The following is a 25,246-nucleotide window of genomic DNA, read 5'->3' on the forward strand; positions in this document are numbered from 1 at the left end:
AGGCGAAAAAAAACCGGCTGATCAGGCCGGTTTGGGGTGCCGCGCACACAGCGCGGGGTCAAGCGTTGTTGCCCTGCAGGCGATCTGCACCGCCTTCGGCCAGGCCACGTTCCTGCAGACGATCCGCACCGCCTTCAGCCAGGCCACGTTCCTGCAGACGATCTGCACCGCCTTCAGCCAGGCCACGTTCCTGCAGACGATCTGCACCGCCTTCGGCCAGGCCACGTTCCTGCAGACGATCTGCACCGCCTTCGGCCAGACCACGTTCTTGCAAGCGATCCGCACCGCCTTCAGCGACGCGACGTTCCAGCAGGCGTTCAGCACCGCCTTCGGCGACACGGTTGCCTTGCAGACGCTCGGCACCGCCTTCGGCGACGCGGTTTTCGTTGAGGCGATCAGCGCCGCCTTCAGCGACGACTGGGTGGGCAAAAGCGTTTGCAGCAAGTACCGAGAAAGCGAGGCTAAGCAAGAGTTGGCGTTTCATGAGAGTGTGCTCCGAGTGTTTGATTAGGGTGTTGCCTGGTGTGGGTTTGATGTTACGCGTTGGTATTTTTAAGAGAACTTCATTGGGCTGATGGTGACTATCGACGCCAGCGATAGCCCGCGTCGGCGGGCTATCGTGCAGCCGTCATGGCATCTGCGGCAGTTCCAGAGGGCGCAGGTCAAATACCAGCACCTCGGCATCGTCACCGTGGCTCAGGCGGATCTGGCGCTCATCGCGCACGCGGGCTCCGTCGCCTTCCTGCAGGCGTTGGCCGTTGATCTCGACGCTGCCGCGGGCCACATGGATGTACACGTGGCGGTCCGGCGCCAGGTCCAGGCTTGCGCTTTCGTCAGCGTTGAATAGCCCGGCATAGACCCGTGCATCCTGGCGCACGTGAAGGGAGCCTTCGGCGCCATCCGGCGAGATGATCAACTGCAAGCGTCCACGTTTCTGCGCTGCGCTGAAGTGCTCCTGCTGATAGCGTGGCTCGGCGCCGGAGACATTCGGCACGATCCAGATCTGCAGGAAATGCACGCCACGGCTCTGGCTATGGTTGAACTCGCTGTGGGCCACGCCGCTGCCGGCGCTCATCAGTTGCACATCGCCGGGGCGGATCACCGAGCCGGTGCCCAGGGTGTCCTTGTGTTCCAGGGCGCCTTCGAGCACATAGGAGAAAATCTCCATGTCGCGGTGCGGGTGCTGGCCGAAGCCACGGCCTGCGGCGACGCGGTCATCGTTGATCACCAGCAGGTCGGAAAAACCCTGTTCGGCGGGGTTCCAGTAGTTGGCGAACGAGAAGGTGTGGAACGACTTCAACCAACCGTGATTGGCGGCGCCGCGGTCGGAGGCTTTGCGAAGGGTCAGCATGGTGGTGTCCTCAAGTCAGAGCGGGCTGCGAAATGCAGGGCGCTTGCGTTGAGAAGAAGGTTACTGGTTACTGGAATATTCATTAAGAAGCTGATATCTGAATAACTGTCTCATTGAGGTTGACAGTTGCGGACGTGGCATAATACCCGCTGCCTTCCTTTCTGATGGACGTCTCCCTCTATGAACACCGTGGCCATGGCGCTGTTTCCGGACTTCCTCCTGCTCGACATGGCCGGGCCGCTTGAAGTGTTTTCGATTGCCAACCGCTACCTGCCGGCGGCGCAGCACTATCGGATCCTGATCGTTGGCACCGAGCCCGGCCCGCTGCGTGCGTCCAATGGCGTGGTCGTGCAGCCCGACCTGCTGCTGGCCCAGGCGCACGAGGCCTATGACCTGCTGCTGGTGCCCGGTGGTCCCGGTGCCTATAACGAATGCCACCCCGACCTGTTGCCCTGGCTCCAGGCCGCTGCTCCACGCGCGCGGCGCTTCGGCTCGATCTGCACCGGTGCCTTTGTGCTGGGGTATGCCGGGTTGCTCGACGGCCACCGCGTGACCACCCACTGGCATTACACCGAGCGGCTGATCAAGGCCTTCCCTCAGGCCGTTGTCGAAACCGACCGCATCTACCTGCAGGACGGCCGCCTGATCACGTCCGGCGGGGTGACGGCGGGCATCGACCTGGCGCTGTCGGTTGTCGCCCAGGACCACGGCAAGCAGGTCGCGGTGGACGTGGCCAAAGTGCTGCTGGTGGTGATGAAGCGCCAGGGCGGGCAGGCCCAGTTCAGCCCGATGACCGCCGCCGTGGCGCCCCAGGAAACCGCGATCACGCGGGTGCAGAGCCATGTGCTGGCGCATCTGGACCAGCCGTTCACCATCGAATCCATGGCGGCACTCGCCGGCATGAGTGCGCGGCACTTTGCGCGGTTGTTCGCCAAAGAGGTGCAGATGACGCCGATGGCCTTCCTGCAGGGCGCGCGCATCGACCGCGCCCGGCACCTGCTGGAAACCACCGACCTGCCGCTCAAGACCGTGGCCTTTCACGCAGGCTTCGGCAGCGTGCGGCATATGCGCTTTCTGTTCAGTGAAAAACTCGGCCTCAACCCCACCCAATACCGACAGCAGTTCAGTTAACGACAGGATGTCCGTCTCGCGCACCCGATTGTCCGTATCGCTCCCCGTGCCAGCATTGTCCTGTTACAACGAGCTGGCAAGATAACGGCAGGCCCATGGAAGAAGGATGCGCGGACGCCCAAGCTCGGGTGTTTCAGCGCTTTTACGCAGATGAACAACGACCATGCGATGCGCTTTGGCCCTTACACCTTTCATCGCCAGCAGCGCCTGGTCAGCAAGGCGGGCATGCCCGTGCCGTTGGGCGGGCGCGCGCTGGACATCCTGGCGGTGCTGCTCGAAACGCCCGGGCAATTTGTCAGCAAAGACACCCTGATCGCCCGCGTCTGGCCGTGCAGCGTGGTGGAAGAGAACAACCTGCGGGTGCATATCGCCGCCCTGCGCCGTGCATTGGACGGTCGTCGCTACATTCTCAATGAACCCCAACGCGGCTATTGCCTGGTTGCGCCGCTGCAGGAGGCCGCTGGGAACGCGGCACCGCGGCACAACCTGGCGACCCGGCTCAGCCCGCTGATCGGTCGCGACGAACTGGTGGGGACGCTGGTCCGACGCCTGTCGGGGCAACGCCTGATGACCCTCACCGGAGGCGCTGGCGTCGGCAAGAGCAGCCTGGCCCTGGCGTTGGCCGAGCGTGTGTTGCCGCGTTATCGCGACGGCGTGTGGTGGCTGGATCTGGCCGGTGTCGATACGCCCACGGCAATGCTGCGCCAGTTGGCCGAGACCCTCGGGCTCGACGCGGCCGACAGTGCCGCGGCGCTCTTCCGTCAATTGGCCTCGCGCCAGTTATTGCTGGTGCTCGATGGCGCCGACGTGTTGCTCGGCGCCTGCCGTCATCTGGTGCGCGCGCTGCAGGCCAGCGCGCCTGGGGTGACGCTGTTGTTGAGCAGCCGCGAAGCCTTGCGGGTGCCCGGCGAGTGGGTGCAGCGCGTGCCTCGCCTGGCGCTGCCGATGCCATCCGCCTGGGGCAGCGTCGAGCAGGCGATGGCCTACTCGGCGGTGCAGGTGTTCGTCGCGCGCGTGCGCGCCAGTCAGCAAGGGTTTGCCCTGCGGCCCCAGGACTTGCCGGCGCTGCGCGATATCTGCCGCCGGCTCGACGGTATTCCGTTGGCCCTCGAACTGGCGGCGGCCCAGGTCGATGCTCTCGGCGTGCAGGGCTTGCAGGTGCAATTGCGCAGCGGCCTGCAAGTGCTGGCGCGCGGTCGGCGCACGGCGCTGGAACGCCACCGATCCCTGGCGGCGGCCCTGGACTGGTCATACGAGCGCCTGAGCCTGCCGGAGCGCTGGCTGTTCCTGCAACTGGGCCTGTTCAAGATGGCGGTGAGCTTGCCCGTCCTGGGGCAGTTGATCGCCGGCACCGAGCTGGCTCACGCCGACCTGCCATACCTGCTGCGGCGACTGGTCGACATCTCGCTGCTGAGCGTGGAGCCCGGCCTCGGTCCCGAGCGTTACCGCCTGCTCAACAGCGTGCGCAGCTACGCCCTGGCGCAACTGCGCGACCCGCTGCAAGTGGCGCGTCTGCAGCAAGGGTATGGGCATTATCTGGGGGCGTTTTCAGGCCGGCCGTTTGTCCTGCAACTCGTCGAGCAGGCGGCGCACGCCGATTAGGTCCTGGGTGGCGAACCCTTCGCTGAATCGCCCGTAGACCGAGTCCAGCAACTCGCGTGCCGCTTGCCGGCGGTCTTGGCGCTGCCACAGCCGCGCCAGCGCGGTCGCACTGCGTAACTCCCAGGCCAGGGCGCCTTGCTGGTGCGCCAGGCCGAGTGCCTCGAGCAACAGCGCTTCTGCCGGGATGTCGTCACTGTGCTCGGCGCGCACCCGCAGGATTTCTGCCGTACACCAGCCGGCCGCGCCGCTTTTGGCGCGTTCGAACATCGCCGCGTCCACCGCGCCCGCATTGAAGGTCACCAGGGTATCCGCGATCAGGCCGAGCCCGGGCATGGCTTGCGTCGGCGCTGCGCCCGCGTAGTGTCGGGCCCAGGTATGAAACAGCTGCACCGAGTGCTTTTGCGCTTGTTGCAACAACAGTTCCTGCAGCGAATGGGTCGCGGCCGCGTCGCCGTTGTAGCGGGCGATGACCACCCCGGCCAGGGCCAGGGTGTAGCAGATCGAGGTGCCGTGGTTGATCTGCAGCGCCAGTTCCAGGGCCTGGTTCGCGGTGCGCCAGGCCCGCTCCGGGAACCCCCGCAGCCACAGGATGCGAGCGAGGATCGTCAGCGAGGCCACGCCCTGGTCGTACTGCACGCCGAAGCCATGGGTGAACCGGTTCAGATGGCCGCTGTGGGCCATGCGCTGGATCACCTGTTCGGCATTTTGCAGGGCCAATGCCTGGTGACCGGCAAAGTGCTGGGCCAGTACCCGCAGGCGCTGGGCGCTGAGGTCGAGCAAGGGGTCGGCCTGGGGGCCGAGTTGATCGAAGTGCAGGCTTTGCGCAAGTGCCTGGCGATAATTGCCGCAACACAGGTTGACCGCCATATGGCCCGACACCGCACGCAACTGGCCGCTCAAGTCGTTGTTCGCTTCGGCCAGGCGCCGCGCGTAGGCAAAGGCGTCAATGGTCTGCGGCGTACCGCCCTGGGTGTGATACGAAAAACTGCCCAGCGCCAGTTGCAACGCCATGTGCAAGTGCGGGTTCGGCGCGGGCGATTGCGCCAGCCGTGCGAGCGCCTTGCCCACGTACAGCCCGTGTTCCCCCAGCAATGACAGCTCCTGCCACAACGGCATCGCGCTGACCGTCAGGCGAATACCCAACAGGTGCGTGCCCTGGTCGCCCAGGCCCCAATCCAGTGCGGCGCGGATGTCTTCGCGCAGGGGCGCGTAGCGGTCGATCCAGGGCTGCGTCGCGGTCAGTTCCCAATCGTCCCGGGCCTGTTCCATCAAGGCCAGGCAGCGTGCGGCGTGGCGCTCGCGGGTGGTGTCGAGTTCAGCGGCCACGCTGAGCTTTTCCAGGGCGTAGGTGCGGGTGATGTCCAGCAGGCGGTAGACCATCTCGTCATCGCCGGGCTCGACATTGAGCAAGGACTTGGCCACCAGTTGGGTGATCGAACCCAGCACCTCGGCCGGTGCGATCTGTTCCCCAGCGATCACCGCCGCCGCGCTGGCCAGGCTGAAGCCGCCGCGAAACACCGCCAGGCGGCGCAGGCAGATCTGTTCGCAGGGCGCGAGCAGGTCGAAACTCCAGTCCAGCGTGGCGCGCAGCGTCTGTTGACGGGGCAGGGCACTGCGGCGGCCACGGGTCAGCAGGCGAAAGTTGTCTTCCATCTGCACCAGCAGGCCTTGCAGGCCGAAACGTTCAATCTGCGCCGCCACCAGTTCAATGGCCAGCGGGATACCGTCGAGGCGCTGGCAGATATCGATCGCCAACGGCAGTTCGGCTTCGCTGAGCGCGAAGCTGTCCTGATGGGACATGGCGCGCTCGATCAACAGTTGCAGGGCCGGATAGCCCAGCGCCTGGGCACGGTTGCCGGTGGCGGGCGGGCAGGCCAGCGGCTCCAGGCGCTGCACGTATTCACCCTCGGCGCGCAGTGCTTCACGGCTGGTGGCGAGGATGTGAACGTTGGGGGCGTGGCGCAGCAGGGTTTCGCTGATCAGGGCGATGTCATCGAGCAGGTGTTCGCAGTTGTCGATCACCAACAGCAACTGGCGCGTGTGGAGACTGCGCGCGAGGGTCAACAGCGGCGCGTGTTCGTCGGGGGTGAGGTCGAGCAGGGCGGCGAGGTTGGGCAGGATCATCGACGGCGCGCTGAGGGGGGCGAGGTCGAGCAGGCGAATGCCGTCGCGGTAATGCCCGATCAGCAGCTCAGCGACACGCAGCGCGACCGTGGTCTTACCGATGCCTCCCGCGCCGGTCAGGGTGATAAAGCGTTGTTGCGGCAATTGCTGCACCAGCGCATCGATCAGCGCCTGGCGGCCGATCATCCGCGTGCTGCGCAGCGGCAGGTTATGGGCCTGGCTTTGCGCACTGCCGTCGGTTGGAAGGGTCATCGGTTCGATGCTCAGTGGCGCAACAAAACTGTAACCGCGCTGGGCCACGGTGACGATATAGCGCTGCCCGGCCTGGCCATCGCCCAGGGCCTTGCGCAACGCCGCCATATGCACGCGCAGGTTGCCGTCTTCGACCACGCTTTTGGGCCAGACCCGCGCGATCAGTTCCTGCTTGCTCACCACATTGCCGGCCTGTTCCAGCAGGATCAGCAGGATGTCCACTGCCCGCCGTCCCAGGCGCAACGGCCGGCCAGCCTCCAGCACCAGGCGTTGGCGCGGGTGTATCCGATACGGGCCGAAGTGTACGGCCTGTTCGCTGAGGTCGTTCATGCCAGCGCGAGCTCTGAAAAAAGGGTTCGCCCAGCATATTCCACGCTTGCGCTGACCACTAGGCGGCAATCGCCTGCTTGCGACGCAATTGGTGATTACGCCAGGTCATCGGGTTGACGCCTTCGCTGCGCGTGAACATATGGCAGAAGTGTGCCTGGTCGCAGAAACCACATTCCAGGCTGATTTGCGTCAGGCTCAAGGACGTACCGGTGATCAACTCCTTGGCGCGCTGGATGCGCTGTTGGCGAATCCATTCCTGCGGCGACAGCCCGGTGGTGCATTTGAAGGCGCGGGAGAAGTGGCTGCGCGACAGTGCGCAGGCCTGGGCCAGGTCGGCAATCGCCAGGCTTTCGCCGAGGTTGGCGAGGATCAGTTGCTTGGCGATACGCTCGCGCCGGGGGCAGAGGCCGCCGGTCGCGCAGAAGCTTGGAGCACCGTGCTCAAGTCGGGCCATGACGAAATATCCGCAGTCGATGGGAGCGTTCCCGGTGAATGGATGCAGTGTAGACGGCCTCATTCTTGGTGCCGTGCCGTCCGACTGACGAGTTAATCGTTGTTAATTTCGCCAGTTGTTGGCGTGGAAAAGACAGCACAGGTGTGCAATCGCGCTCGCCGCGCCGCGTGCTTAGCTGGTGCTCTGTCAACTGTTTGGGGACCGCCATGAACCGCAACGACCTGCGCCGCGTCGACATGAACCTGCTGGTGATTTTCGAAGCGCTGATGTTCGAGAAGAACCTGACCCGGGTCGCCGAAAAACTGTTTATGGGCCAACCGGCGGTGAGCGCGGCCTTGGGCCGTTTACGCGATTTGTTCGACGACCCGTTGCTGCTGCGCAATGGGCGCGGCATGGAGCCCACACCACGCGCAATGGCAATACTCAAGGAGCTGCAACCGGCCATGGACACCATCTCGAGCGCGGTCAGCCGCGCCAAGGATTTCGACCCTTCCACCAGCTGTGCGGTGTTCCGCATCGGCCTGTCCGATGACGCCGAATTCGGCCTGTTCCCGCCGTTGCTCAGCCAACTGCGCGACGAGGCACCGGGGATCGTGGTGGTGGTGCGCCGCGCCAATTACCTGTTGATGTCGTCGCTGCTGGCCAGTGGCGAGATCACCGTGGGAGTCAGCTACACCACGGATCTGCCGGCCAATGCCAAGCGCAAGAAACTGCGCGACATTCCGTGCAAGGTGCTGCGCGGCGATGGCGGCACCGCACCGCTGAGCCTGGACGAATACTGTGAACGGCCGCATGCCATGGTGTCGTTCTCGGGGGACTTGAGCGGCAATATCGACCTCGACCTGGCGCGCATCGGCCGGGCGCGCCGGGTGGTGCTGGCGGTGCCGCAATTCAGTGGCTTGCGGGCGTTACTGGCGGGCACGCAGATCATCGCGACCGTGCCGGACTACGCAGCGTGCGCCTTGACCGAAGGCACCACGTTGCGCGCGCAGGACCCACCGTTTGCGATCGACGCCGCAGAGCTGTCGATGGTGTGGAGCGGGGTGCATGACAACGACCCGGCGGAGCGCTGGTTGAGGAGCCGGATCAGCGCGCACATGTCCAACTTCCCCGCGTAGGCGGCCCGGCAAGTCACCGCGCCAAACAGCACAAACATCCAATTCCGAATCGCCCGTCGCCGCCAAACTCGTCTCATCGCTCAGCTCTCCAGGGGGAAGAACACACCATGGACCCAACACCTGAAACCGGTTCCGACGAAGTCGTCACCCTGATTGTCAAACACCGGATCAAATCCGGCAGCGAGGCCAACTACGAAGCGTGGCTACGCCGCATAGTACGCATCGCCGGCGAACGCCCGGGCCACCTCGGCGTCGACGTCGTGCGCGGTAAACACGACGGCCTGTCGCTGTTCACCTGCGTGTTGCGCTACCGCTCCACCGACGACCTGCAACGCTGGCTCGACTCCCCCGAGCGCAAAACCCTGATCGAAGAAGCCGCGCCGATGCTGGCCGACGGCGACCACACCGAAATCGGTGCGGTCAACGAGTTCTGGTTCACCCCCCAAGCCGACAGCGTCGCCAAACCGCCGCGCTGGAAACAGGCCGTGGTCACTCTGTGCGTGATCCTGCCGCTGACCCTGCTGGTACCGATCGTGTGGGGCCCGATATTGCGCCTGCACCCGTTCCTGTCCAACTACGTGGTCGCCACCTTCCTGATCACCCTGACCATCGTGTTGCTGGTGGTGTACCTGCTGATGCCGGCGGCTACCCGCCTGTTCGCTCCCTGGCTTGAAGCCTCTGTAAAGGAAACCCTATGAACGCCGATCTGATTTTGTTCAATGGCCAGTTCCACACCGTGGACCGTGAAAACCCACGCGCCACCGCCGTCGCCATTCGCCAGGGGCGCTTCGTGGCCGTGGGCACCGATGGCGAGGCCATGGCCCTGCGCGGCAGCGGCACCCAGGTCATCGACCTCAAGGGCCGCACGGTGATCCCCGGCCTCAACGACTCGCACCTGCACCTGATCCGTGGCGGCTTGAACTACAACCTCGAACTGCGCTGGGAAGGCGTGCCGTCCCTGGCCGATGCCTTGCGCATGCTCAAGGATCAGGCCGATCGCACCCCGACGCCGCAATGGGTGCGCGTGGTCGGTGGCTGGAACGAATTCCAGTTCGCCGAAAAGCGCATGCCGACCCTGGACGAGCTCAACCAGGCGGCGCCGGACACGCCGGTGTTCGTGCTGCACCTGTACGACCGCGCCTTGCTCAACCGCGCCGCCCTGCGCGTGGCCGGCTACACCAAGGACACCCCGAACCCGCCGGGCGGCGAGATCGTGCGTGACAGCAACGGCAACCCCACCGGCATGCTGGTGGCGCGGCCCAACGCAATGATTCTCTACGCGACCCTGGCCAAGGGCCCGAAACTGCCGTTGGAATACCAGGTCAACTCGACCCGCCAGTTCATGCGCGAACTCAATCGCCTTGGCCTGACCAGTGCGATCGATGCCGGCGGCGGCTTCCAGAACTACCCCGATGACTACGCGGTGATCGAGCAACTGGCCAAGGATGAACAACTGACGGTACGTATCGCCTACAACCTGTTCACGCAGAAGCCCAAGGAAGAACTCAGCGACTTCAAGCACTGGACCGGCAGCGTCACCCTGCATCAGGGCGACGACTACCTGCGCCACAACGGCGCCGGCGAGATGCTGGTGTTCTCCGCCGCCGACTTCGAAGACTTCCTCGAACCGCGCCCCGACCTGCCGCTGAGCATGGAGCAGGAACTGGAGCCGGTGGTGCGCCACCTGGTCGAGCAGCGCTGGCCGTTCCGCCTGCACGCCACCTACAACGAATCGATCTCGCGCATGCTCGACGTGTTCGAGAAGGTCAACCGCGACATCCCGTTCAATGGCCTGCCGTGGTTCTTCGACCACGCCGAAACCATCACCCCGCACAACATCGAGCGTGTGCGCGCCCTCGGCGGCGGGATTGCGATCCAGGACCGCATGGCGTTCCAGGGTGAGTACTTTGTCGAGCGCTACGGCGCCAAGGCCGCCGAAGCCACGCCGCCGATCAAACGCATGCTCGCCGAAGGTGTACCGGTCGGCGCGGGCACCGACGCCACGCGGGTGTCGAGCTACAACCCGTGGACCTCGCTGTACTGGATGGTCAGCGGCCGCACCGTGGGTGGCCTGGAGCTGCACGCCGAAGGCCTGCCGCGCCTGACCGCGCTGGAGCTGTTCACCCACGGCAGCGCCTGGTTCTCGTCCGAGCAGGGCAAGAAGGGCCAGATCAAGGTCGGCCAGTTGGCGGACGTCGCCGCGCTGTCGGCGGATTTTTTCAGCGTCGATGAAGAGGCCATCAAGTGGATCGAGTCGGTGCTGACCGTGGTCGGCGGCAAGGTGGTGTATGGCGCCGGCGACTTCGAAGATTTCGCACCACCGCGCGTGCCGGTGCTGCCGGACTGGTCGCCGGTGGTCAAGGTGCCGGGGCACTGGCGTCCCGCTTCGCCGCTGCAGGCGCAGGCTCACCACTGCAGTGGCCCGTGTGGCGTGCATGCTCATGGCCATGAGAAAGCGCGTCTTTCCAACGTGCCGGTCAGCGACTTCCAGGGCTTCTGGGGTGCGTTTGGCTGCTCGTGCTTTGCGTTCTGATACCTAAACCCACAAAGGAGTTAACCCATGACTTACAAGCGCTTGAACAAAGATGACGCCGTGGTGCTGATGGTGGATCACCAGACCGGCCTGATCTCCCTGGTGCAGGATTTCTCCCCCAACGAATTCAAGAACAACGTGCTGGCCCTGGCCGACGTGGCGAAGTTCTTCAACCTGCCGACCATCCTCACCACCAGCTTTGAAAGCGGCCCCAACGGCCCGCTGGTGCCCGAGCTCAAAGCACTGTTCCCGGACGCGCCGTACATCCCGCGCCCTGGCCAGATCAACGCCTGGGACAACGAAGACTTCGTCAAGGCGGTGAAGGCCACCGGCCGCAAGCAGATCATCATTGCCGGTGTGGTGACGGATGTGTGCGTAGCGTTCCCGACCCTGTGCGCTCTCTCCGAAGGCTTTGAGGTGTTCGTGGTCACCGACGCTTCCGGCACCTTCAACGAAACCGTGCAACAGGCTGCCTGGGCTCGTATGACCGCAGCCGGCGCGCAACTGGTGAACTGGTTCTCCGTGGCCTGCGAGCTGCAGGTTGACTGGCGCAACGACATGGAAGGCCTGGCCAACCTGCTGTCGCCGCGCATTCCCAACTACCGTAACCTGATGAACAGCTACTCGGCGTTCACCACCAAGTAACCCGACCTCGGGAATCTCGGTAATCCCCTGTGGGAGGGGGCAAGCCCCCTCCCACTTTTGATTGTGTTGGCACATTAGGTTTGTGGTGCAGCACCTGACAGGCTATAAATCAGCAAAATGTCCACCGAGACGCGACAATGAATCCCTTCGAAGACATGCGCCTGTTTTGCCAGGTCATGGAATCCGGCAGTTTCACCGCCGCCGCCGAGCAATTGGGGCTGTCCAAGCAATTCGTCAGCCGCCGCCTGATCCAACTCGAAGACCGCCTCGGCGTGCGCCTGCTCAACCGCTCGACCCGCCGCCTGGATGTCACGCCCCTGGGGCAGAGTTACTACGAATCGGCCTTGCGCCTGCTCAGCGAAGTCGAGCAAGTGGAGCAGGGCATCGCCGGGCAGAACAGCGAACCGCGCGGCACCATTCGCCTGAGTGCGCCGTTGTCATTTGCCATGGCCCATCTGGGTTGCCTGCTGCCGCTGTTTTTGCAGCGCTATCCGCAGGTGTCGGTGGAAGTCGATCTGAGCGACCGCCCGGTGGACTTGATCGGCGAAGGCTACGATCTGGTGTTGCGCATCGGCATCCTCGAAGACTCTACCCTGATCGCCCGGCGTATCGCCAGCGTGCAGCGTGTGTACTGCGCCAGCCCCGAGTACCTTGCGTTGCGTGGCACACCGCAGAAACCCGACGACCTGACCGACCACGATTGCCTACCCTACGGCCACGGCCGCCAGGTGCAATGGCGGTTCCAGAGCAAAGGCAAGCCGCAGTCGCTGAACGTCAGCGGGCGCATGCGCGTCAATAATGGCGAGTTGCTGCGCGACGCCGCCATCGCCGGGTTGGGCGTCACCTACCTGCCGACCTTTATCGTCGCCGATGCCTTGGCGGACGGGCGCCTGGTGACGCTGTTGCAAGACTTCGCCCCCGAGGCCCTGACGCTGTCGGCGGTGTACCCGCAGCACCGGCAGAGTTCGAGGCCGGTGCAGGCGCTGGTGGAGTTCCTGCGCGAGCGCCTGGCTAACGGCTGTTGAACAGCTGACGGATCAGGTTCGGCGTGGTGCCTGTCCAGCGCTTGAACGAACGCCGGAAGTTCGCCGCATCGTTGAAGTTCAGGTACGCGGCCACTTCATCGTTGCTGAACCCCTTGACCTGATACAGGTGCAACGCGACGTGCTTGCGCACCCGATCCACCTGCTGCTGAAAGCCGGTGTCGTGCTTGTGCAGTTTGCGCTTGAGGGTCGCCGGGCTCATGGCGAACGCCTGGGCCGCCTGTTCCAGGCTGGGCGGCTGGCGCACCTGTTCGCGCAGGTAGTCGTAGAGGCAATCGAGAAAACTGTCGGCAAAACCGAGCTGTTCGATCTGCTCGCGGGCCTGCTGGCGCGCGACTTGGCCGGCGGTGGCCGACGCGCCGGGCCAGGCCATGACCAGGTATTCGCGCGGGATGCACATCATGTCCAGCGGGCGCGCGAAGCGCGTGTGTTCGCCCAGGTGAACCCAGTATTGTTCGACGTAATGCGGCTCGCCATGGCTGAAGCTGCATTGCCACGGCAGGCGCTGGCCGCTGAGCCAGCGGCTCATGGCGACCAGCGAGGTCATGCTGGCTTCCAGCAGGAACCGCCAGTGTTCGCCGGCGCCGCAGCTGTCCCGCCAGTACAGGTAGGCATGGTGTTCATCCCGCTCCAATTGCAGCGTCACCAGCGGGCTGAGCAGCACCTGTTGCTGGATCAGGATCTCCAGCGCCTGATCCAGATTCTGCGCGTGGCCCAGGGCATGGCTGGCGGCGCCGTAATAGCCGGGCAGCAGGCGTTGGCCAAACAGGAAGCTGCTCTCATCGGCTGCGAGCAGGCGCCGGCTGTTGCCGATCAATCCGAGAAACTGCTGCGGGCTCAGTTGTGCTGTACCGGCGAGGATGTCCTCGTGGAACAGCCCGGTGCCGCGCAACAGGCGATGGCTGTCGATGTCGCGGGACAAGGCCAGGTCGATCAACGCGGCGGGTTGGTAATGCCCTGGGATGAAGCGGCTGTCGGCCTCATACCAACGGGTTTTTACGGCCATCTCAGGCGCTTTTCGCAAGCGGTTGTTTGGCCCGGGCGAGCGTCAGGTTCAGGCGCTTGAGCAAGTCCTGGGGCGGCTCGTCCAGGGCCATCACCACGGCCGTGCTCGCCGCCAGTTGCAGGCGCTCGCCGTGTTGTCGCGTCTTGTGCGCCAGGCTGCGCACCGCTTGCTCCAACTCCAGCGCCAACGCCTGGGCCTGGCGCTCGCCGGTGTTGGGCAACACCACCACAAAGCGGTCGCCGGCCAGGCGGCAGAGTAAGTCCTGGCGGCGCAGATTGAGCAGTAGCACATGGCTGAGGGCCTGCAATACCGCATCGCCCTCGGCGTGGCCGTAGGCCTGGTTGATCGCGGTGAAATTGTCCAGGTCCAGGGCCAGCAGCGACAGCGGTTGTTGCTGGTCGCGGCTGTCTTGCAGGCTGTCGGCCAGTTGGCGCTTGAGGTAATCGGCGCCGCCCAGAGGCGTGAGTGTGTCGAACAGCCGGTGCTCGCGAAACAGCCGCTCGCGTTTTTCCATTTGCGCGCTGATCGCCAGTTGTTCGCGGTGCCAGTGGTAGATACCCAGGGTCAGCAGGATCATGCCCACCGGCATCGGCCCGGACTCCAGCCAGTGATCCCAGGTGATGCTGGCGGGCAGGCGAATGAATTCGTCGAGGCTGTCTATCCACCAGGAGAAAAAGATGCACGACAGGCCCAGTGCCAGGTAATTGGTGACGCGCCCGGCGGGGCGGCTTTTCAGCACCAGGCCCAGCCATACCAGGGCGAGCAGGGCGGAGCCGCCTTCGCCGATGATATCCAGCCATACCCACTCGCTGACGCTTTTGAGCTCGCCGCAGGCCAGGTGCAGGATCAGCCCCAGATTGGCCGCGAGCAGCAGCAGGGCGAGTTTCCAGCGGTGGGGTTTGAGCACGCAAAACATGGCCGCGAGTCCTCTGGCGAATGAGCGATGGGCGCCAGCACAGCAGATGGATGTGACGATTGGATGACGCTGGGGGAGGGTCGAATCAGCTCACCCCACACGTGATGAAAACCAACGGTGGGAGGGGGCTTGCCCCGATTGCGGTGTGCCAGATGGCTTATCTATTGACTGACCCACCGCTATCGGGGGCAAGCCCCCTCCCACCGTTGACCTCCAGAGGTCATTTCGGCTCATTCCACGTTGAGAACCAGGCAAAACTCCCGGTTTACGGGCCTTGCGGCCAACCCCTGTCACAGAACCGTCATCCCCCGGCCCTAGCGTGCCCTCCCAGTTGCCGGGCCTCTTGCCTGGCGCCAACGGACTCTTGGGGAGGACTTCATGTACAAGCGCACCGGGCTCGTCAGCTTTACGCTCACCGCCTTGGCCCTGGCGATGGCCAGCGAGCGGCTCCAGGCCGCCGACGCCACCCACACCGAGCACGTCGATGTGGTCGGCCAGGCGGCCGCCATCGACCAGGCGCTCAAGGAGCAGCGCTCCTCCGACAGCATCAAGAGCGTGGTGCATGCCGACGGCGTGGCGCAGTTGCCGGATGAAAACGTTGCCGAAGCCGCGCAGCGCCTGCCCGGCATCAGCGTCGAGCGCGACCAGGGTGAAGGGCGGTTCGTCAGCGTGCGCGGCCTCGGCCCGGACCTCAACAGCGTGACCATCAACGGCACCCTGGTGCCGTCGCCCGAAAGCGAACGTCGCGCCGTGGCCCTCGATGTGCTGCCCTCCGAGCTGGTGCAGTCGCTGTCGGTGATCAAGACCCTGACCCCGGACATGGACGCCAACTCCCTCGGCGGCACCGTCGATGTGAAGAGCCTGTCGGCGTTCGATCACAAAGGCCTGTTCTACACCGGCAGCACCGAGGCCAGCTACGACAAGAATACGCGCCAGACCAGCCCGAAATTCTCCGGCGCGGCGAGCAACCGCTTCAGCCTCGGCGATGGTATCGACAACTTTGGCGTCGCCGCGGCCCTGAGCTGGCAGAAGCGCGACTTCGGCTCGGACAACGTCGAAACCGGCGGCGCCTGGGACTTCAGCCAGGGGGCCAAACTCAACAAGTTCGAACAGCGTGACTACGACATCAGCCGCGAACGCGCTGGCGGTGGCCTGAACTTCGACTACAAGCCCGATGACCTCAGCAGCTACTACCTGCGCACCCTCTACAGCCGCTACACCGACACCGAGACCCGCAACGCCGCCAGCCTCGAATTTGCCGACCCCCAGGCCCCTGGCGAGCTGGGTGTGGCCGAGGGCAAGCGCAAGTTGAAGAACCGTGAGGAAACCCAGGAAATCCAGTCCTACGTGTTCGGCGGCGAACGCATGCTCGGCCTGTGGACCCTCAGCGGCCAGGCCGGCTACAGCCAATCCAGCGAAGACAGCCCGGCGCATATCGCCGGCGCCACCTTCGATGGCGGCGACTTTGCCGACAGCGGCTTCTACGACAAAGACAAACCGCGTCCGATCGTCGGCGCCGGCTTCTACGACGCGAGCAACTTCACCCTGGACAAGGTCGACTGGGAAAAACAGAACACCCAAGACACCGAGAAAAACCTGCGCCTGGACCTGGCCCGCGACTACGACCTGAGCGGCTACGCGTCCCAGGTCAAGTTCGGCGGCAAGGTCAGCCGTCGGCACAAGGACAACGACCTGGAAGCCTGGGTCTACAAGAACTTCGACGACCTGGGCTTCACCGACGAACAACTCAACCTCACCCGGTTCCAGAAGGGCAGCGTCGACTACCGTCTCGGCAATTACGGCCCGGGTATCAGCGCGGGGAGTATCAAGCAGCTGATCGGCAGCCTCAACCGTGATGACTTCTATGACGAGACCGAATCCCGGGTCAACGACTTCACCATCCGCGAGGACATCAACGCCGGCTACCTGATGAACACCATCGACATCGACGACTGGCGTTTCATCGCGGGCATGCGCTACGAAGGCACCGAGTTCGAAGCCAAAGGCACCGGCGCCACCGACGGCCAGTTCAGCGCCACCGAGACCAAACGGCGTTATCACCATTGGTTGCCGGGCCTGCATGCGCGTTACCAGATCGACAAGAACACCCAGGTGCGCGCGGCCTGGACCAAGTCCGTGGTGCGCCCGACCTTTGGCCAACTGGCGCCGGGGTTCGTGATCGACGATGACGAAGCCACCTTCGGCAACCCGGACCTCAAGCCCCTGGAGTCGAGCAACCTCGACCTGGGCATCGAGCACTTCATGGGCCGCGCCGGCACTGTGTCGGCGTTCGTGTTCTACAAAGACATCAAGCACTTTGTCTACAACACCGACGTGGCCGGCACCGGCGCCTGGACCAACTTCGCCGAGGCCCACACCTACGCCAACGGCGACAGCGCCAAGCTCTACGGCCTGGAACTGGCCTATTCACAAAAGTTCGACTGGCTGCCCGCGCCGTGGAACGGCCTGTTGGTCGGTGCCAACACCACGTTCAGCCGCTCCAGCGCCGATATCGAAGGCTTCGACGCGGCCAGCGGCGGCAACCGCACACGCAACATCAGCTTGCCCAACCAGTCGGACACTGTCGGCAACCTGATGCTCGGCTGGGAAAACGACAAGCTCAGCCTGCGCGTGTCGGCCAACTACAAATCGGCCTACCTGTATGAGTTGGCCTCGATCAACGACAAGGCCCACGACCTGCACGTCGACGCACAGACTTTTGTCGACTTCAGCGCACGCTACTCGCTGACCAAGAACCTGCAAGTCAGCTTCGAGGCGCAGAACCTCACCGACGAGTCGTACTTCGTCTACACCGGCCACCGCAGCTACAACGGCCAGTACGAAGAGTACGGCCCGACCTACAAGCTCGGCCTGACCTTCACCCATTTCTAACCACCACCTCGACCCGAGTGTGGGAGGGGACTTGCTCCCGATAGCGGTGTGTCAGTCGCCGGATTTATCAGCCGAACCACTGCCATCGGGAGCAAACCCCCTCCCACATGGGTTGTTCATCGTTTTCGAAGGATTTGCCTGTTCATGAGATTTTCCAAGCTATACCTGCTGATGGCCCTGGCCACCTGCGGCCATGCGCTGGCCGCCGACCTGGCCCTGACGCGTTGGGCGCCGAACCTGAACGCCGAGGCGCTGGCCTTCCTGCCCAACGGCCCCGAACGCCTGGCCGCCAGCACCCGCGACGGCCTGTTGCTGCTCGACGAAAAAGGCGCCGAACTGGCGCGTTTCAAGGGCAACTTCAGCAGCCTCGACAGCCGTGCCGCCGGTGCCCAGGTGCTGGTGGCGACCCTGGATAACCAACGCCAGCAGGCCATGCTGATCAGCCTGGATAGCGCCGGCAAACGCTGGGGCGCGCCGCTGTACCTGCCGACCCGCGACTATCCGGTCAACGGCGTGTGCCTGTATCGCGACTCGGCGGCCAACCTGTTTGTGTTCCTGGTGGGCGAAGAGGGCAAGGGCGAGCAATGGCTGGTGGGCAATGGCCCGACGTTGCTGGCCCGACCCCAGCGTGTGCGCGGCGTGCCGCTGCCGCCGTCGGCGCAGTTCTGCCAGGTGGACGATGCGACCCATCAACTGGTGGTGAACGAAGAAAACGTCGGCTGGTGGGCCTACCCGGCGCACCCGGAAGCCGAGGTGAAACGCACCCCGGTGGCGCTGTTCGACAATCCCGGGCGCGCCGCCGGGGCCATGGCGCTGGTGCCGGGTGGGCTGGTCGCGCTTGATCCGAAGACCGCGCAACTGCAGCTGTTCCAGCAGGACGGCGAGCGCTGGGTGGCCCAGCCGAGCCTGCACCTGCCGGGTGTGAAGGAGGCGGAAAACCTGGCAATCAAAGGCCGGCAACTGTTGCTGCGCGACGACGACAGCGGCAACCTCTATCAGGCCGAGTTGACGTGGCAGGCTACGCCCGTCGCGCCGCTGCCGGTGCTGCCGGAAGTCGCCGCCCAGCGCCAGACCGACCCGGTCGGGCGCCAAGGCGATGCGGCGGACGACCCGGCGATCTGGATTCACCCGCAACGACCGGCGCAGAGCCGCGTGCTCGGCACCAACAAAAAACAAGGCCTGCTGGCCTACGACCTCGACGGCAAGCTGTTGCAGGAGCTGGCGGTGGGGCGCCTGAACAACGTCGATGTCCGCCCCAACTTCAAGCTCGGCCAACAGACCGTCGACCTCGCCGTGGCGAGCAATCGCGATCACAACAGTCTGAGCCTGTTCAGCATCGACCGTCAGAGCGGCGAGTTGCGCGAAGCCGGCGAAGTGCCGACGCCGCTCAAGGAAATCTACGGCATCTGTCTGTTCCAGCCGGCCAGCGGTGAACTGTACGCGATCGCCAACGGCAAGGACGGCACCTTCCTGCAATACCGCTTGAGCGCGCCGGCTGGCCGCGTGCAGGGCGAGTTGGTGCGCCAGTTCAAGGTCGACAGCCAACCCGAAGGCTGCGTCGCCGATGACCAGCGTCAGCGCCTGTTCATCGGTGAAGAAGATGTCGGCGTCTGGGCGGTGGACGCCCGAGCCGATCAGCCGGCGACGTTGACCAGCGTGATCAAGGTCGGCGCGCAACTGCACGCGGATGTCGAGGGCCTGGCGCTGTACCAGAGCGGCGCGCGCGATTACCTGGTGATCTCCAGCCAAGGCAATGACAGCTACCTGGTGGTGGATGCCGAACCGCCGTTCGCCGCCCACGGCGCCTTTCGCGTCGGTTTGAACGCTGAGGCCGGGGTCGATGGGGCGTCGGAAACCGATGGCCTCGAAGTCACCGCCGTCAACCTCGGCGGGCCGTGGAGCCAAGGCATGCTGGTGGTGCAGGACGGGCGCAAGCGCATGCCCGAGCAAACCCAGAACTTCAAGTTCGTGCCTTGGCGCGATGTGACCCGCGCGCTGAAGTTGCCGTAAGCCGTCATCACCCGGTCATCACTTTTTAATCGAATAGGAGTTCACCACCATGCACGCGACGATGGAACATATGACGATCTGGGGGTTGATCAGCGACGCCAGCCTGTTGGTCAAGGCGGTGATGGTCACGCTGCTGTTGGCGTCCTTGCTCAGTTGGTACTTGATTCTCCAGCGCGGCAGTGTGCTGCGGCGCCTGGAGCGCCAGTTGAACGGGTTTGTGCCGCGCTTTCGCGCGGCTCCAGACCTGCAGGCGCTGTACCGCGACACCGTGCAGGCGGGCGAGGGCGGCGTGGCGCCGATCTTTATCGCCGGGGTCGAGGAATACCAGCACCTGCACAGCCACGATCCGGCGGTGCTCGAAGGGGTGGAGCGCGCCTTGCAGGTGGCGATCACCGCGCAGGAAATCGAGTTGGAAAAGGGCCTGCAGTTTCTCGCCACCGTGGGTTCGGTCAGCCCGTACATCGGCCTGTTCGGCACGGTGTGGGGCATCATGAATTCCTTTCTCGGCTTGTCCCAGGTGCAACAGGCCACGCTGTCCACGGTGGCGCCGGGCATCGCCGAAGCCTTGATCGCCACGGCCATCGGCCTGTTTGCCGCCATCCCGGCGGTGATCGCCTACAACCGCTTTTCGGCGCGCAGCCAGACGCTGCTCACCCGCTACTACGCCTTCGGCAATGAACTGCAAGTGCGCCTGCATCGCAGTCTGAGCGGCATGCCGACCCACCTGGCCACGGCCGCCTGAACAGGAGCAAGCCCATGTTAACCAGGCCGCAACGCAAGCACGGGCCCAAGGCCGAGATGAACGTGGTGCCGTATATCGATGTGATGCTGGTGCTGTTGGTGATCTTTATGGTCACCGCACCGATGCTGACCCAGGGCGTGAAAATCGACCTGCCCAAGGTCGCCGCCGAGGCGCTGGCCACCGACACCCGCCAGCAGATCCTCACGTTGTCGGTAAAGGCCGACGGCAGTTACTACTGGAACCTCGGCGACGAGCTGGACACGCAGCACCAGACCGACAGCGCCGTGAGCCTGGAGGACATGGGCGCCAAGGTCATGCAAGTGGTGGCGGCGCGCAGTGACACCCAGGTCTATATCCGCGCTGACGAAGACGCCGGGTATGGGCGCGTGGTCGCGGCGATGGCGGTGTTGCAAAAGGGCGGCGTCAGCCACCTGGGGCTGGTGACCGAGGCCCCGCAATGACGGCGATGATCATGCACAGTCCGAGCCTGGTGATGGCGCCTCGGGATTGCAGCGGGTGGTGGCGCAAAGGCTTGGCGGCGAGCCTGGCCGTTGCGCTGCATGTGGGTGTGGTGGCCGGGCTGATGTTGGGCTGGTCACCGCAGAAGCCGATGGTGCAAGCGCCGCAGGTGATGCATACGCAACTGGTGATGCTGCCGCCGGCCCCGGCCCCCGTGGCTGAACCGCTGCCTGAAGCGCTGGCGGTGGCGCCGCCACCGCCGGAGCCCGTGGCGGTGCCGACGCCGGTGAAACCCACCCTCGACCCGCAGATCCAGGCGCAAAAACTGGAGAAAGCGGCCCTGGCGCGTAAGCGCGTCGAGCAAAAGCGCCTTGAACAGCAACAGGAACGCCAGGCCACCGAACAGCACAACCGCGAGCTGGAGCAACAACGGCTGAACCAGGCGCGGCTGGCCGCTGAAACCGCGCGGGTTGCCACACCTGCTCCAGCCCCGGCGTTCGACAGTCGCCAATACTTGCCGCTGAGCAAAGAAGCACCGCAGTACCCCGAACGCGCCCTGGACAAAAACATCGAAGGCGATTGCTCGGTGGAGTACACCGTCAACTCCCTGGGCCGCGTGGAAAACCCCAAGGTGCTGGACGGCTGTCATCCGCTGTTTATCCGGCCTTCATTGGCGGCGGCGAATACCTTCCGCTACCAGCCGAGGATCGTTGACGGCAAGGCGGTAGCGGTGCCGGCGGTGCGCAATACCTTTCACTACCGCATCAAATGAGATTGGCCAGCCGACACAAGGCCCCTGCCACATTTTTTAACCGAGTCAGGCGTTGGCCGAGCGCACCTCAGACGAGGAAGCTCAGGGTGGTGCTCTTGCTCATGTGCGTTCCTTCTGCCGTTGGGCGAAGGCCGCCTTGCCGACGCCTTGCAGCACGGCATCGTTCTGCGGGGTGTGGACGCGGCTGCACAACACGTCGCGGTAGTGGCGCTGCAGCGAGCTGTGGCGGGACAGACCGGGGTTGCCCGAGGCTTCGATCGCCAGCTCCACGGCGCGGATCGCGTTGCCGGTCACCAGGTACTTCAACTGCGCCGCATTGCCGGCCGGGGTATGCCCTTCGGCGGCGGCGTCGAGCAGGCTGCGGTTGGCAAACAGCAGGGTGTCGATATGCCCGACGGTTTCCTGGAAACGCGGCAATGTCGCCAGCGCGGCGCCGAGGTTGGACGGCTGGCGCGTTTGCAGCCAGTTCACCAGCCAATCGCGCGCGGCCTGGGCCACGGCGTCATACACCGACGACAGCAGCACTGACATCCACAGCAACCCCTCGGCATCCAGTTCCGGCTGCGGTGCGCTCCAGGGGCTGACGCTGACGGCGTGGTCGAGCGGCACCAGCACGTTGTCGAACACCACGTCATGGCTACAGGTAGCGCGCATGCCCAGGTGGTCCCAGCTGTCGATGATGCTTATGCCGGGGCTGTTTTTGGGGACCAGCCAGGCGCCTACCAGCGGGTCGGCATCGTCACTGCGCGCCCACACGCTGAACCAGCTCAGGCCGTGGCTGCCGGTGGAGTAGAGCTTGCGCCCGCTGATGCGCCAGCCTTCAGGGCAGCGCACTGCGGTGGTCGCCGGCAGGCCGCCGCGGGCGGGGGTGCCGAGGTCCGGCTCGACGCGCAGCGCGTTGATCAACGCACCGTGGCGTACCGCGTCTTCGGCGACTTTTACACGCAGGTGCGCGGGCCAGGTTTTGCTGTCTTGCAGGCGCGTGTGTTGCAGGTACTGCATCACCAGGATCAGCGCGGTAGAGGGGTCGCCCTTGGCAATCGCGCTGATGGCTTTGCGTGCCTGGGCCAGGCTGGCGCCGCCACCACCGAGGGCCTTGGGCACGGTGAGGGCGAGCAGGCCGTGTTCATGCAGCCGTTTGAAGTTGGCGTGGGGGAAGGCGCCGCTCTCGTCGAAAAGCTGAGCGCTGCCGGCCAGTTCGGCGCTGAGACGGTCGAGCAGGGCGTCGAAGTTGGCGACTTCCACGGCGCGCAAGGACGGTGGCGAGGATGACGTCATGATGCGTGAACTCGGTCAGAAATCGGGGCGCGGGCTGGCTCCCCGATGTGGAGGGATTTGCTCATGCCAATGCCTCCTGCTGTGCTTCGACCTCGGCGGCGACGCTGTAGCGGTTGGCCGGTACGTCCAGGCCGAGGTTGTCGCGCAGGGTCTGGCCGCTGTATTCGCTGCGGAACAGGCCGCGCTGTTGCAGCAATGGCACCACCCGTTCGGTGAAGTATTGCAAGCCATCGGGCAGCACCGAATTGACGATGAAACCATCGCTGGCGCCGGTCTCGAACCAAGTCTGGATCGTATCGGCGACGTGCTCCGGGGTGCCGACAAAATCACGCTTGGGCCGCGAGAAATGCAAGGCCACTTCGCGCAGGGTCAGGCCTTTGTCCCGGGCCAGTTGCTTGATGTGGTCGGAGCCGCCTTTCTGGCTGTTGGAACCCAGTTCGCCCAACTCGGGGAACGGTTCGTCCAGCGGGTACTGGCTGAAGTCGTGGTCGTTGAACGGGCGACCGAGGGCGACAATCGCATCTTCCACGGTTACCAGGTCCACTGCCTGCTGATAGCGGCGTTCCACTTCGGCGGCGTCGCGGCCGACAATCGGGCGGATACCCGGCAGGATCGACAGGCTGTCGGCGTCGCGGCCGAAGCCTGTGGCGCGGCGTTTGAGGTCTTGGGTGTAGGCCAGGCCGTCTTCGATGCTGTCGACATGCACAAAGATCGCATCAGCATGCTCGGCGGCGAAGTTGCGCCCGTCCTCCGAGGTGCCCGCCTGGAAAATCGCCGGCTGGCCCTGGCGCGAACGGGCGATGTTGAGTGGGCCTTTCACCGAGAAAAACTCGCCCTGGTGATTCAGCGTGTGCAGCTTGTGCGGGGTGAAGAACTCACCGCTTTGCTTGTTGTAGGCAAAGGCGTCGTCCTCCCAGGAGTCCCACAACCCCTTGACCACATTCAGGTGTTCCCTGGCGATGCGATAGCGCACCGCATGTGGCGGGTGCTCGGCCTTGCCGAAGTTATCGGCGGTGCCGCTCAGCCACGAGGTGACCACGTTCCAGCCGGCGCGGCCGCCGCTGATGTGGTCCAGCGAGGCGAACTGGCGTGCGACCTGGTAGGGCTCGGTGTAGCTGACGGTGACGGTGGCGACCAGGCCAATATGCGTGGTCAACGCGGCCAGGGCCGAGAGGATGGTCAGCGGTTCGAACCGGTTGAGGTAATGCGGGCTGGATTTGGCATGGATGTGCAGGCTGTCGGCGATGAACACGAAGTCGAACTTGGCGGTTTCGGCCAGTTCAGTCTGCTGTTTGTAGAACGCAAAATTCGTACTGGCATTCGGTTGCGCCTGTGGGTGGCGCCATTCGCCCCAGCCGTGGCCGACACCGTGGACCATGGCACCGAGTTTCAATTGACGTGGCTTGCTCATGTTCTGCTCCTGTTAACGCGATGCTTGGTTTTGGGGGGCACGCTTGGCGTTAAAGCTCTTGTCGAAACCCTGCGACACGTCGATGTGCCGGGGCAGCAGGCCTTCTTGTTGGTAGGTGTCGGCGGTCGCTTGCAGGCCGCTGATCACGGCGTCGTCAATCAGCACCGGGGTCAGGTGGGTTTCTTTGGCCACGGCCACATGCACAGCCAGCGGCAGCCCGGTGATTTTGCTCTGGGCGGCGGCGTACTCGTTGGGGTGCGTATTGGCCCAGGCGTAGGCGCGGTCGACGCGTGCGACAAAGTCGTCGAGCTGCGCGCGTTTTTCGCTGATGGCCTGGCTGGTTGCCGCGAGGTACAGGTGGTTGCTCAACAGCGTGTTGCCGCTGGCCACGATCCGCGCCTGGCTTTGTGAGGTGACCACAGTGGTGTAGGGGTCCCAGGTCGACCAGGCATCGGCGCTGCCATTGTCCAGCACCAGGCGCGATTCGCTGGGCAGCAGGAAAATGAACTGCACGTCCTGGGTGGTCAGGCCGGCGCTGGCCAGGGCCTTGATCGCCAGGTAATGCCCGATGGAGCCACGGCCTGTCACGATGCGCTTGCCTTTTAGGTCCGCCACGGTCTTGATGGGCGAGTCCTTCGGCACCAGCAGGGCGGTGGTGCTACGCCCGTCGGCGTGGATGATGCTGACCACCTTGAGCGCCGCACCGGCACCGAGGGCGAACACATACGGTGCATCGCCCAACGCACCGATATCCACGGCGCCGGCATTCAAGGCTTCACCCAGCGGCGAGGCGGACGGGAATTCCGCCCACTGGATTTCATAGGGCACATTCTTGGCTTCGCCGGAGACTTCCAGCAGCGCCTTGATCGTCGATTTCTGATTGGCCACCCGCAGCGGTTGCAGGTCGGCGGCATGGGCGCCGGTGCTCAGGCCGAAGGCCAGCGCGGTGCCCAGGAACAGGCGTTTGAACGGGGAGGCAAAGACCATGGGATGCAGGCTCCAGGCAGATCAAGAAAGGGTTCGGCTACCTCCGCCTGGAGAAGGGGTCGGTGAGGGGTTAACGTTATTCCCATAAAAACCTGCTGTGAAGTTCTTTTTGGTTATATGTTAATTATTAAAATAACTGATTATTTTATTTGTGATTATTCCCTATATGCATTTAGTTTGGGTGCTGATT

Annotated in this window: 21 protein-coding genes; 12 read left to right on the forward strand and 9 right to left on the reverse strand. The window is 64.5% G+C overall.

The features are described 5' to 3' along the window. Positions 1–58: 58 nt before the first annotated feature. Positions 59–484, reverse strand: coding sequence for a hypothetical protein (locus tag PverR02_RS12880; RefSeq protein ID WP_079443559.1), 426 nt, complete (start codon positions 482–484; stop codon positions 59–61). A 144-nt stretch (positions 485–628) separates the two neighbouring features. Beyond that, positions 629–1,351 (reverse strand): pirin family protein, encoded by a 723-nt coding sequence (locus PverR02_RS12885; RefSeq protein WP_046383868.1) that lies wholly within the window; start codon positions 1,349–1,351, stop codon positions 629–631. 180 nt (positions 1,352–1,531) lie between these two features. On the opposite strand from PverR02_RS12885, the gene PverR02_RS12890 reads away from it, so the two are divergent. Together PverR02_RS12890 and PverR02_RS12895 are read left to right on the forward strand one after the other, a co-directional pair. Next, positions 1,532–2,482, forward strand: a complete 951-nt coding sequence (locus tag PverR02_RS12890; RefSeq protein ID WP_046383867.1) for a GlxA family transcriptional regulator — start codon at positions 1,532–1,534, stop codon at positions 2,480–2,482. A gap of 150 nt (positions 2,483–2,632) precedes the next feature. Further along, positions 2,633–4,084, forward strand: coding sequence for a winged helix-turn-helix domain-containing protein (locus PverR02_RS12895; RefSeq protein ID WP_057004842.1), 1,452 nt, complete (start codon positions 2,633–2,635; stop codon positions 4,082–4,084). Here PverR02_RS12895 and PverR02_RS12900 read toward each other — a convergent pair. Together PverR02_RS12900 and PverR02_RS12905 are read right to left on the reverse strand one after the other, a co-directional pair. Then, positions 4,031–6,790 (reverse strand): ATP-binding protein, encoded by a 2,760-nt coding sequence (locus tag PverR02_RS12900; protein ID WP_079443560.1) that lies wholly within the window; start codon positions 6,788–6,790, stop codon positions 4,031–4,033. The two genes, PverR02_RS12895 and PverR02_RS12900, sit on opposite strands and share 54 nt — an antisense overlap. A gap of 58 nt (positions 6,791–6,848) precedes the next feature. Then, positions 6,849–7,244, reverse strand: a complete 396-nt coding sequence (locus tag PverR02_RS12905) for a helix-turn-helix domain-containing protein (protein WP_046383864.1) — start codon at positions 7,242–7,244, stop codon at positions 6,849–6,851. A 206-nt stretch (positions 7,245–7,450) separates the two neighbouring features. Between PverR02_RS12905 and PverR02_RS12910 the strand changes: the two genes are divergently transcribed. The 5 genes from PverR02_RS12910 (at position 7,451) to PverR02_RS12930 (ending at position 12,565) form a co-directional block, all read left to right on the forward strand. Next, complete coding sequence (locus tag PverR02_RS12910; RefSeq protein WP_079443561.1) at positions 7,451–8,362, forward strand: LysR substrate-binding domain-containing protein; 912 nt, start codon at positions 7,451–7,453, stop codon at positions 8,360–8,362. A gap of 107 nt (positions 8,363–8,469) precedes the next feature. Then, positions 8,470–9,060 (forward strand): antibiotic biosynthesis monooxygenase, encoded by a 591-nt coding sequence (locus tag PverR02_RS12915; protein WP_079443562.1) that lies wholly within the window; start codon positions 8,470–8,472, stop codon positions 9,058–9,060. Further along, positions 9,057–10,895 carry an amidohydrolase gene (locus tag PverR02_RS12920; protein WP_079443563.1) on the forward strand — a complete coding sequence of 613 codons (1,839 nt, stop codon included), beginning with the start codon at positions 9,057–9,059 and terminating at the stop codon, positions 10,893–10,895. The genes PverR02_RS12915 and PverR02_RS12920 overlap by 4 nt, the downstream gene beginning before the upstream one ends. Positions 10,896–10,922: 27 nt before the next feature. Continuing rightward, on the forward strand, positions 10,923–11,540 hold the full coding sequence (ycaC, locus tag PverR02_RS12925; protein WP_046383860.1) for an isochorismate family cysteine hydrolase YcaC: 618 nt from the start codon (positions 10,923–10,925) through the stop codon (positions 11,538–11,540). 137 nt (positions 11,541–11,677) lie between these two features. Then, a complete protein-coding gene (locus PverR02_RS12930) occupies positions 11,678–12,565 on the forward strand; it encodes a LysR family transcriptional regulator (protein WP_046488517.1) in 888 nt (295 codons plus the stop codon). Here PverR02_RS12930 and PverR02_RS12935 read toward each other — a convergent pair. Together PverR02_RS12935 and PverR02_RS12940 are read right to left on the reverse strand one after the other, a co-directional pair. After that, positions 12,552–13,589, reverse strand: a complete 1,038-nt coding sequence (locus tag PverR02_RS12935; RefSeq protein WP_046383858.1) for an AraC family transcriptional regulator — start codon at positions 13,587–13,589, stop codon at positions 12,552–12,554. The genes PverR02_RS12930 and PverR02_RS12935 overlap by 14 nt on opposite strands. 1 nt (position 13,590) lies before the next feature. After that, complete coding sequence (locus PverR02_RS12940; protein WP_046383857.1) at positions 13,591–14,505, reverse strand: GGDEF domain-containing protein; 915 nt, start codon at positions 14,503–14,505, stop codon at positions 13,591–13,593. A gap of 378 nt (positions 14,506–14,883) precedes the next feature. On the opposite strand from PverR02_RS12940, the gene PverR02_RS12945 reads away from it, so the two are divergent. From PverR02_RS12945 to PverR02_RS12965, 5 genes are all read left to right on the forward strand, one after another. Next, entirely contained in the window at positions 14,884–17,397 is a 2,514-nt protein-coding gene (locus PverR02_RS12945; protein WP_046383856.1) for a TonB-dependent receptor, read from the forward strand. 144 nt (positions 17,398–17,541) lie between these two features. Continuing rightward, positions 17,542–19,407, forward strand: coding sequence for a phytase (locus PverR02_RS12950; RefSeq protein WP_079443565.1), 1,866 nt, complete (start codon positions 17,542–17,544; stop codon positions 19,405–19,407). A gap of 49 nt (positions 19,408–19,456) precedes the next feature. Next, positions 19,457–20,149, forward strand: a complete 693-nt coding sequence (tolQ, locus tag PverR02_RS12955; RefSeq protein WP_079443566.1) for a protein TolQ — start codon at positions 19,457–19,459, stop codon at positions 20,147–20,149. Positions 20,150–20,163: 14 nt separating this feature from the next. After that, the gene (gene tolR / locus PverR02_RS12960) at positions 20,164–20,610 is read left to right on the forward strand and encodes a protein TolR (RefSeq protein ID WP_046383853.1); all 447 of its coding nucleotides are present in this window, start codon (positions 20,164–20,166) and stop codon (positions 20,608–20,610) included. Continuing rightward, entirely contained in the window at positions 20,607–21,380 is a 774-nt protein-coding gene (locus tag PverR02_RS12965) for an energy transducer TonB (protein WP_046383852.1), read from the forward strand. Before tolR ends, PverR02_RS12965 begins: the two co-directional genes overlap by 4 nt. A gap of 99 nt (positions 21,381–21,479) precedes the next feature. On the opposite strand, the gene PverR02_RS12970 is transcribed toward PverR02_RS12965, so the two are convergent. The 3 genes from PverR02_RS12970 to PverR02_RS12980 form a co-directional block, all read right to left on the reverse strand. Then, on the reverse strand, positions 21,480–22,658 hold the full coding sequence (locus PverR02_RS12970) for an acyl-CoA dehydrogenase family protein (protein WP_079443567.1): 1,179 nt from the start codon (positions 22,656–22,658) through the stop codon (positions 21,480–21,482). Positions 22,659–22,719: 61 nt separating this feature from the next. Further along, entirely contained in the window at positions 22,720–24,069 is a 1,350-nt protein-coding gene (locus tag PverR02_RS12975; protein ID WP_046383850.1) for an LLM class flavin-dependent oxidoreductase, read from the reverse strand. 12 nt (positions 24,070–24,081) lie between these two features. Next, entirely contained in the window at positions 24,082–25,056 is a 975-nt protein-coding gene (locus PverR02_RS12980) for an ABC transporter substrate-binding protein (RefSeq protein ID WP_046383849.1), read from the reverse strand. Positions 25,057–25,246 lie beyond the last annotated feature (190 nt).

Origin of the sequence: Pseudomonas veronii, assembly GCF_002028325.1 — a bacterium.
Lineage (GTDB): Bacteria > Pseudomonadota > Gammaproteobacteria > Pseudomonadales > Pseudomonadaceae > Aquipseudomonas > Aquipseudomonas veronii.

What these genes read in the sequence shown, in the direction of transcription:
- PverR02_RS12880 (WP_079443559.1), bottom strand. Translation starts at nt 484, where the DNA reads ATGAAACGCCAACTCTTGCTTAGCCTCGCTTTCTCGGTACTTGCTGCA.
- PverR02_RS12885 (WP_046383868.1), bottom strand. Translation starts at nt 1,351, where the DNA reads ATGCTGACCCTTCGCAAAGCCTCCGACCGCGGCGCCGCCAATCACGGT.
- PverR02_RS12890 (WP_046383867.1), top strand. Translation starts at nt 1,532, where the DNA reads ATGAACACCGTGGCCATGGCGCTGTTTCCGGACTTCCTCCTGCTCGAC.
- PverR02_RS12895 (WP_057004842.1), top strand. Translation starts at nt 2,633, where the DNA reads ATGAACAACGACCATGCGATGCGCTTTGGCCCTTACACCTTTCATCGC.
- PverR02_RS12900 (WP_079443560.1), bottom strand. Translation starts at nt 6,790, where the DNA reads ATGAACGACCTCAGCGAACAGGCCGTACACTTCGGCCCGTATCGGATA.
- PverR02_RS12905 (WP_046383864.1), bottom strand. Translation starts at nt 7,244, where the DNA reads ATGGCCCGACTTGAGCACGGTGCTCCAAGCTTCTGCGCGACCGGCGGC.
- PverR02_RS12910 (WP_079443561.1), top strand. Translation starts at nt 7,451, where the DNA reads ATGAACCGCAACGACCTGCGCCGCGTCGACATGAACCTGCTGGTGATT.
- PverR02_RS12915 (WP_079443562.1), top strand. Translation starts at nt 8,470, where the DNA reads ATGGACCCAACACCTGAAACCGGTTCCGACGAAGTCGTCACCCTGATT.
- PverR02_RS12920 (WP_079443563.1), top strand. Translation starts at nt 9,057, where the DNA reads ATGAACGCCGATCTGATTTTGTTCAATGGCCAGTTCCACACCGTGGAC.
- ycaC (WP_046383860.1), top strand. Translation starts at nt 10,923, where the DNA reads ATGACTTACAAGCGCTTGAACAAAGATGACGCCGTGGTGCTGATGGTG.
- PverR02_RS12930 (WP_046488517.1), top strand. Translation starts at nt 11,678, where the DNA reads ATGAATCCCTTCGAAGACATGCGCCTGTTTTGCCAGGTCATGGAATCC.
- PverR02_RS12935 (WP_046383858.1), bottom strand. Translation starts at nt 13,589, where the DNA reads ATGGCCGTAAAAACCCGTTGGTATGAGGCCGACAGCCGCTTCATCCCA.
- PverR02_RS12940 (WP_046383857.1), bottom strand. Translation starts at nt 14,505, where the DNA reads ATGTTTTGCGTGCTCAAACCCCACCGCTGGAAACTCGCCCTGCTGCTG.
- PverR02_RS12945 (WP_046383856.1), top strand. Translation starts at nt 14,884, where the DNA reads ATGTACAAGCGCACCGGGCTCGTCAGCTTTACGCTCACCGCCTTGGCC.
- PverR02_RS12950 (WP_079443565.1), top strand. Translation starts at nt 17,542, where the DNA reads ATGAGATTTTCCAAGCTATACCTGCTGATGGCCCTGGCCACCTGCGGC.
- tolQ (WP_079443566.1), top strand. Translation starts at nt 19,457, where the DNA reads ATGCACGCGACGATGGAACATATGACGATCTGGGGGTTGATCAGCGAC.
- tolR (WP_046383853.1), top strand. Translation starts at nt 20,164, where the DNA reads ATGTTAACCAGGCCGCAACGCAAGCACGGGCCCAAGGCCGAGATGAAC.
- PverR02_RS12965 (WP_046383852.1), top strand. Translation starts at nt 20,607, where the DNA reads ATGACGGCGATGATCATGCACAGTCCGAGCCTGGTGATGGCGCCTCGG.
- PverR02_RS12970 (WP_079443567.1), bottom strand. Translation starts at nt 22,658, where the DNA reads ATGACGTCATCCTCGCCACCGTCCTTGCGCGCCGTGGAAGTCGCCAAC.
- PverR02_RS12975 (WP_046383850.1), bottom strand. Translation starts at nt 24,069, where the DNA reads ATGAGCAAGCCACGTCAATTGAAACTCGGTGCCATGGTCCACGGTGTC.
- PverR02_RS12980 (WP_046383849.1), bottom strand. Translation starts at nt 25,056, where the DNA reads ATGGTCTTTGCCTCCCCGTTCAAACGCCTGTTCCTGGGCACCGCGCTG.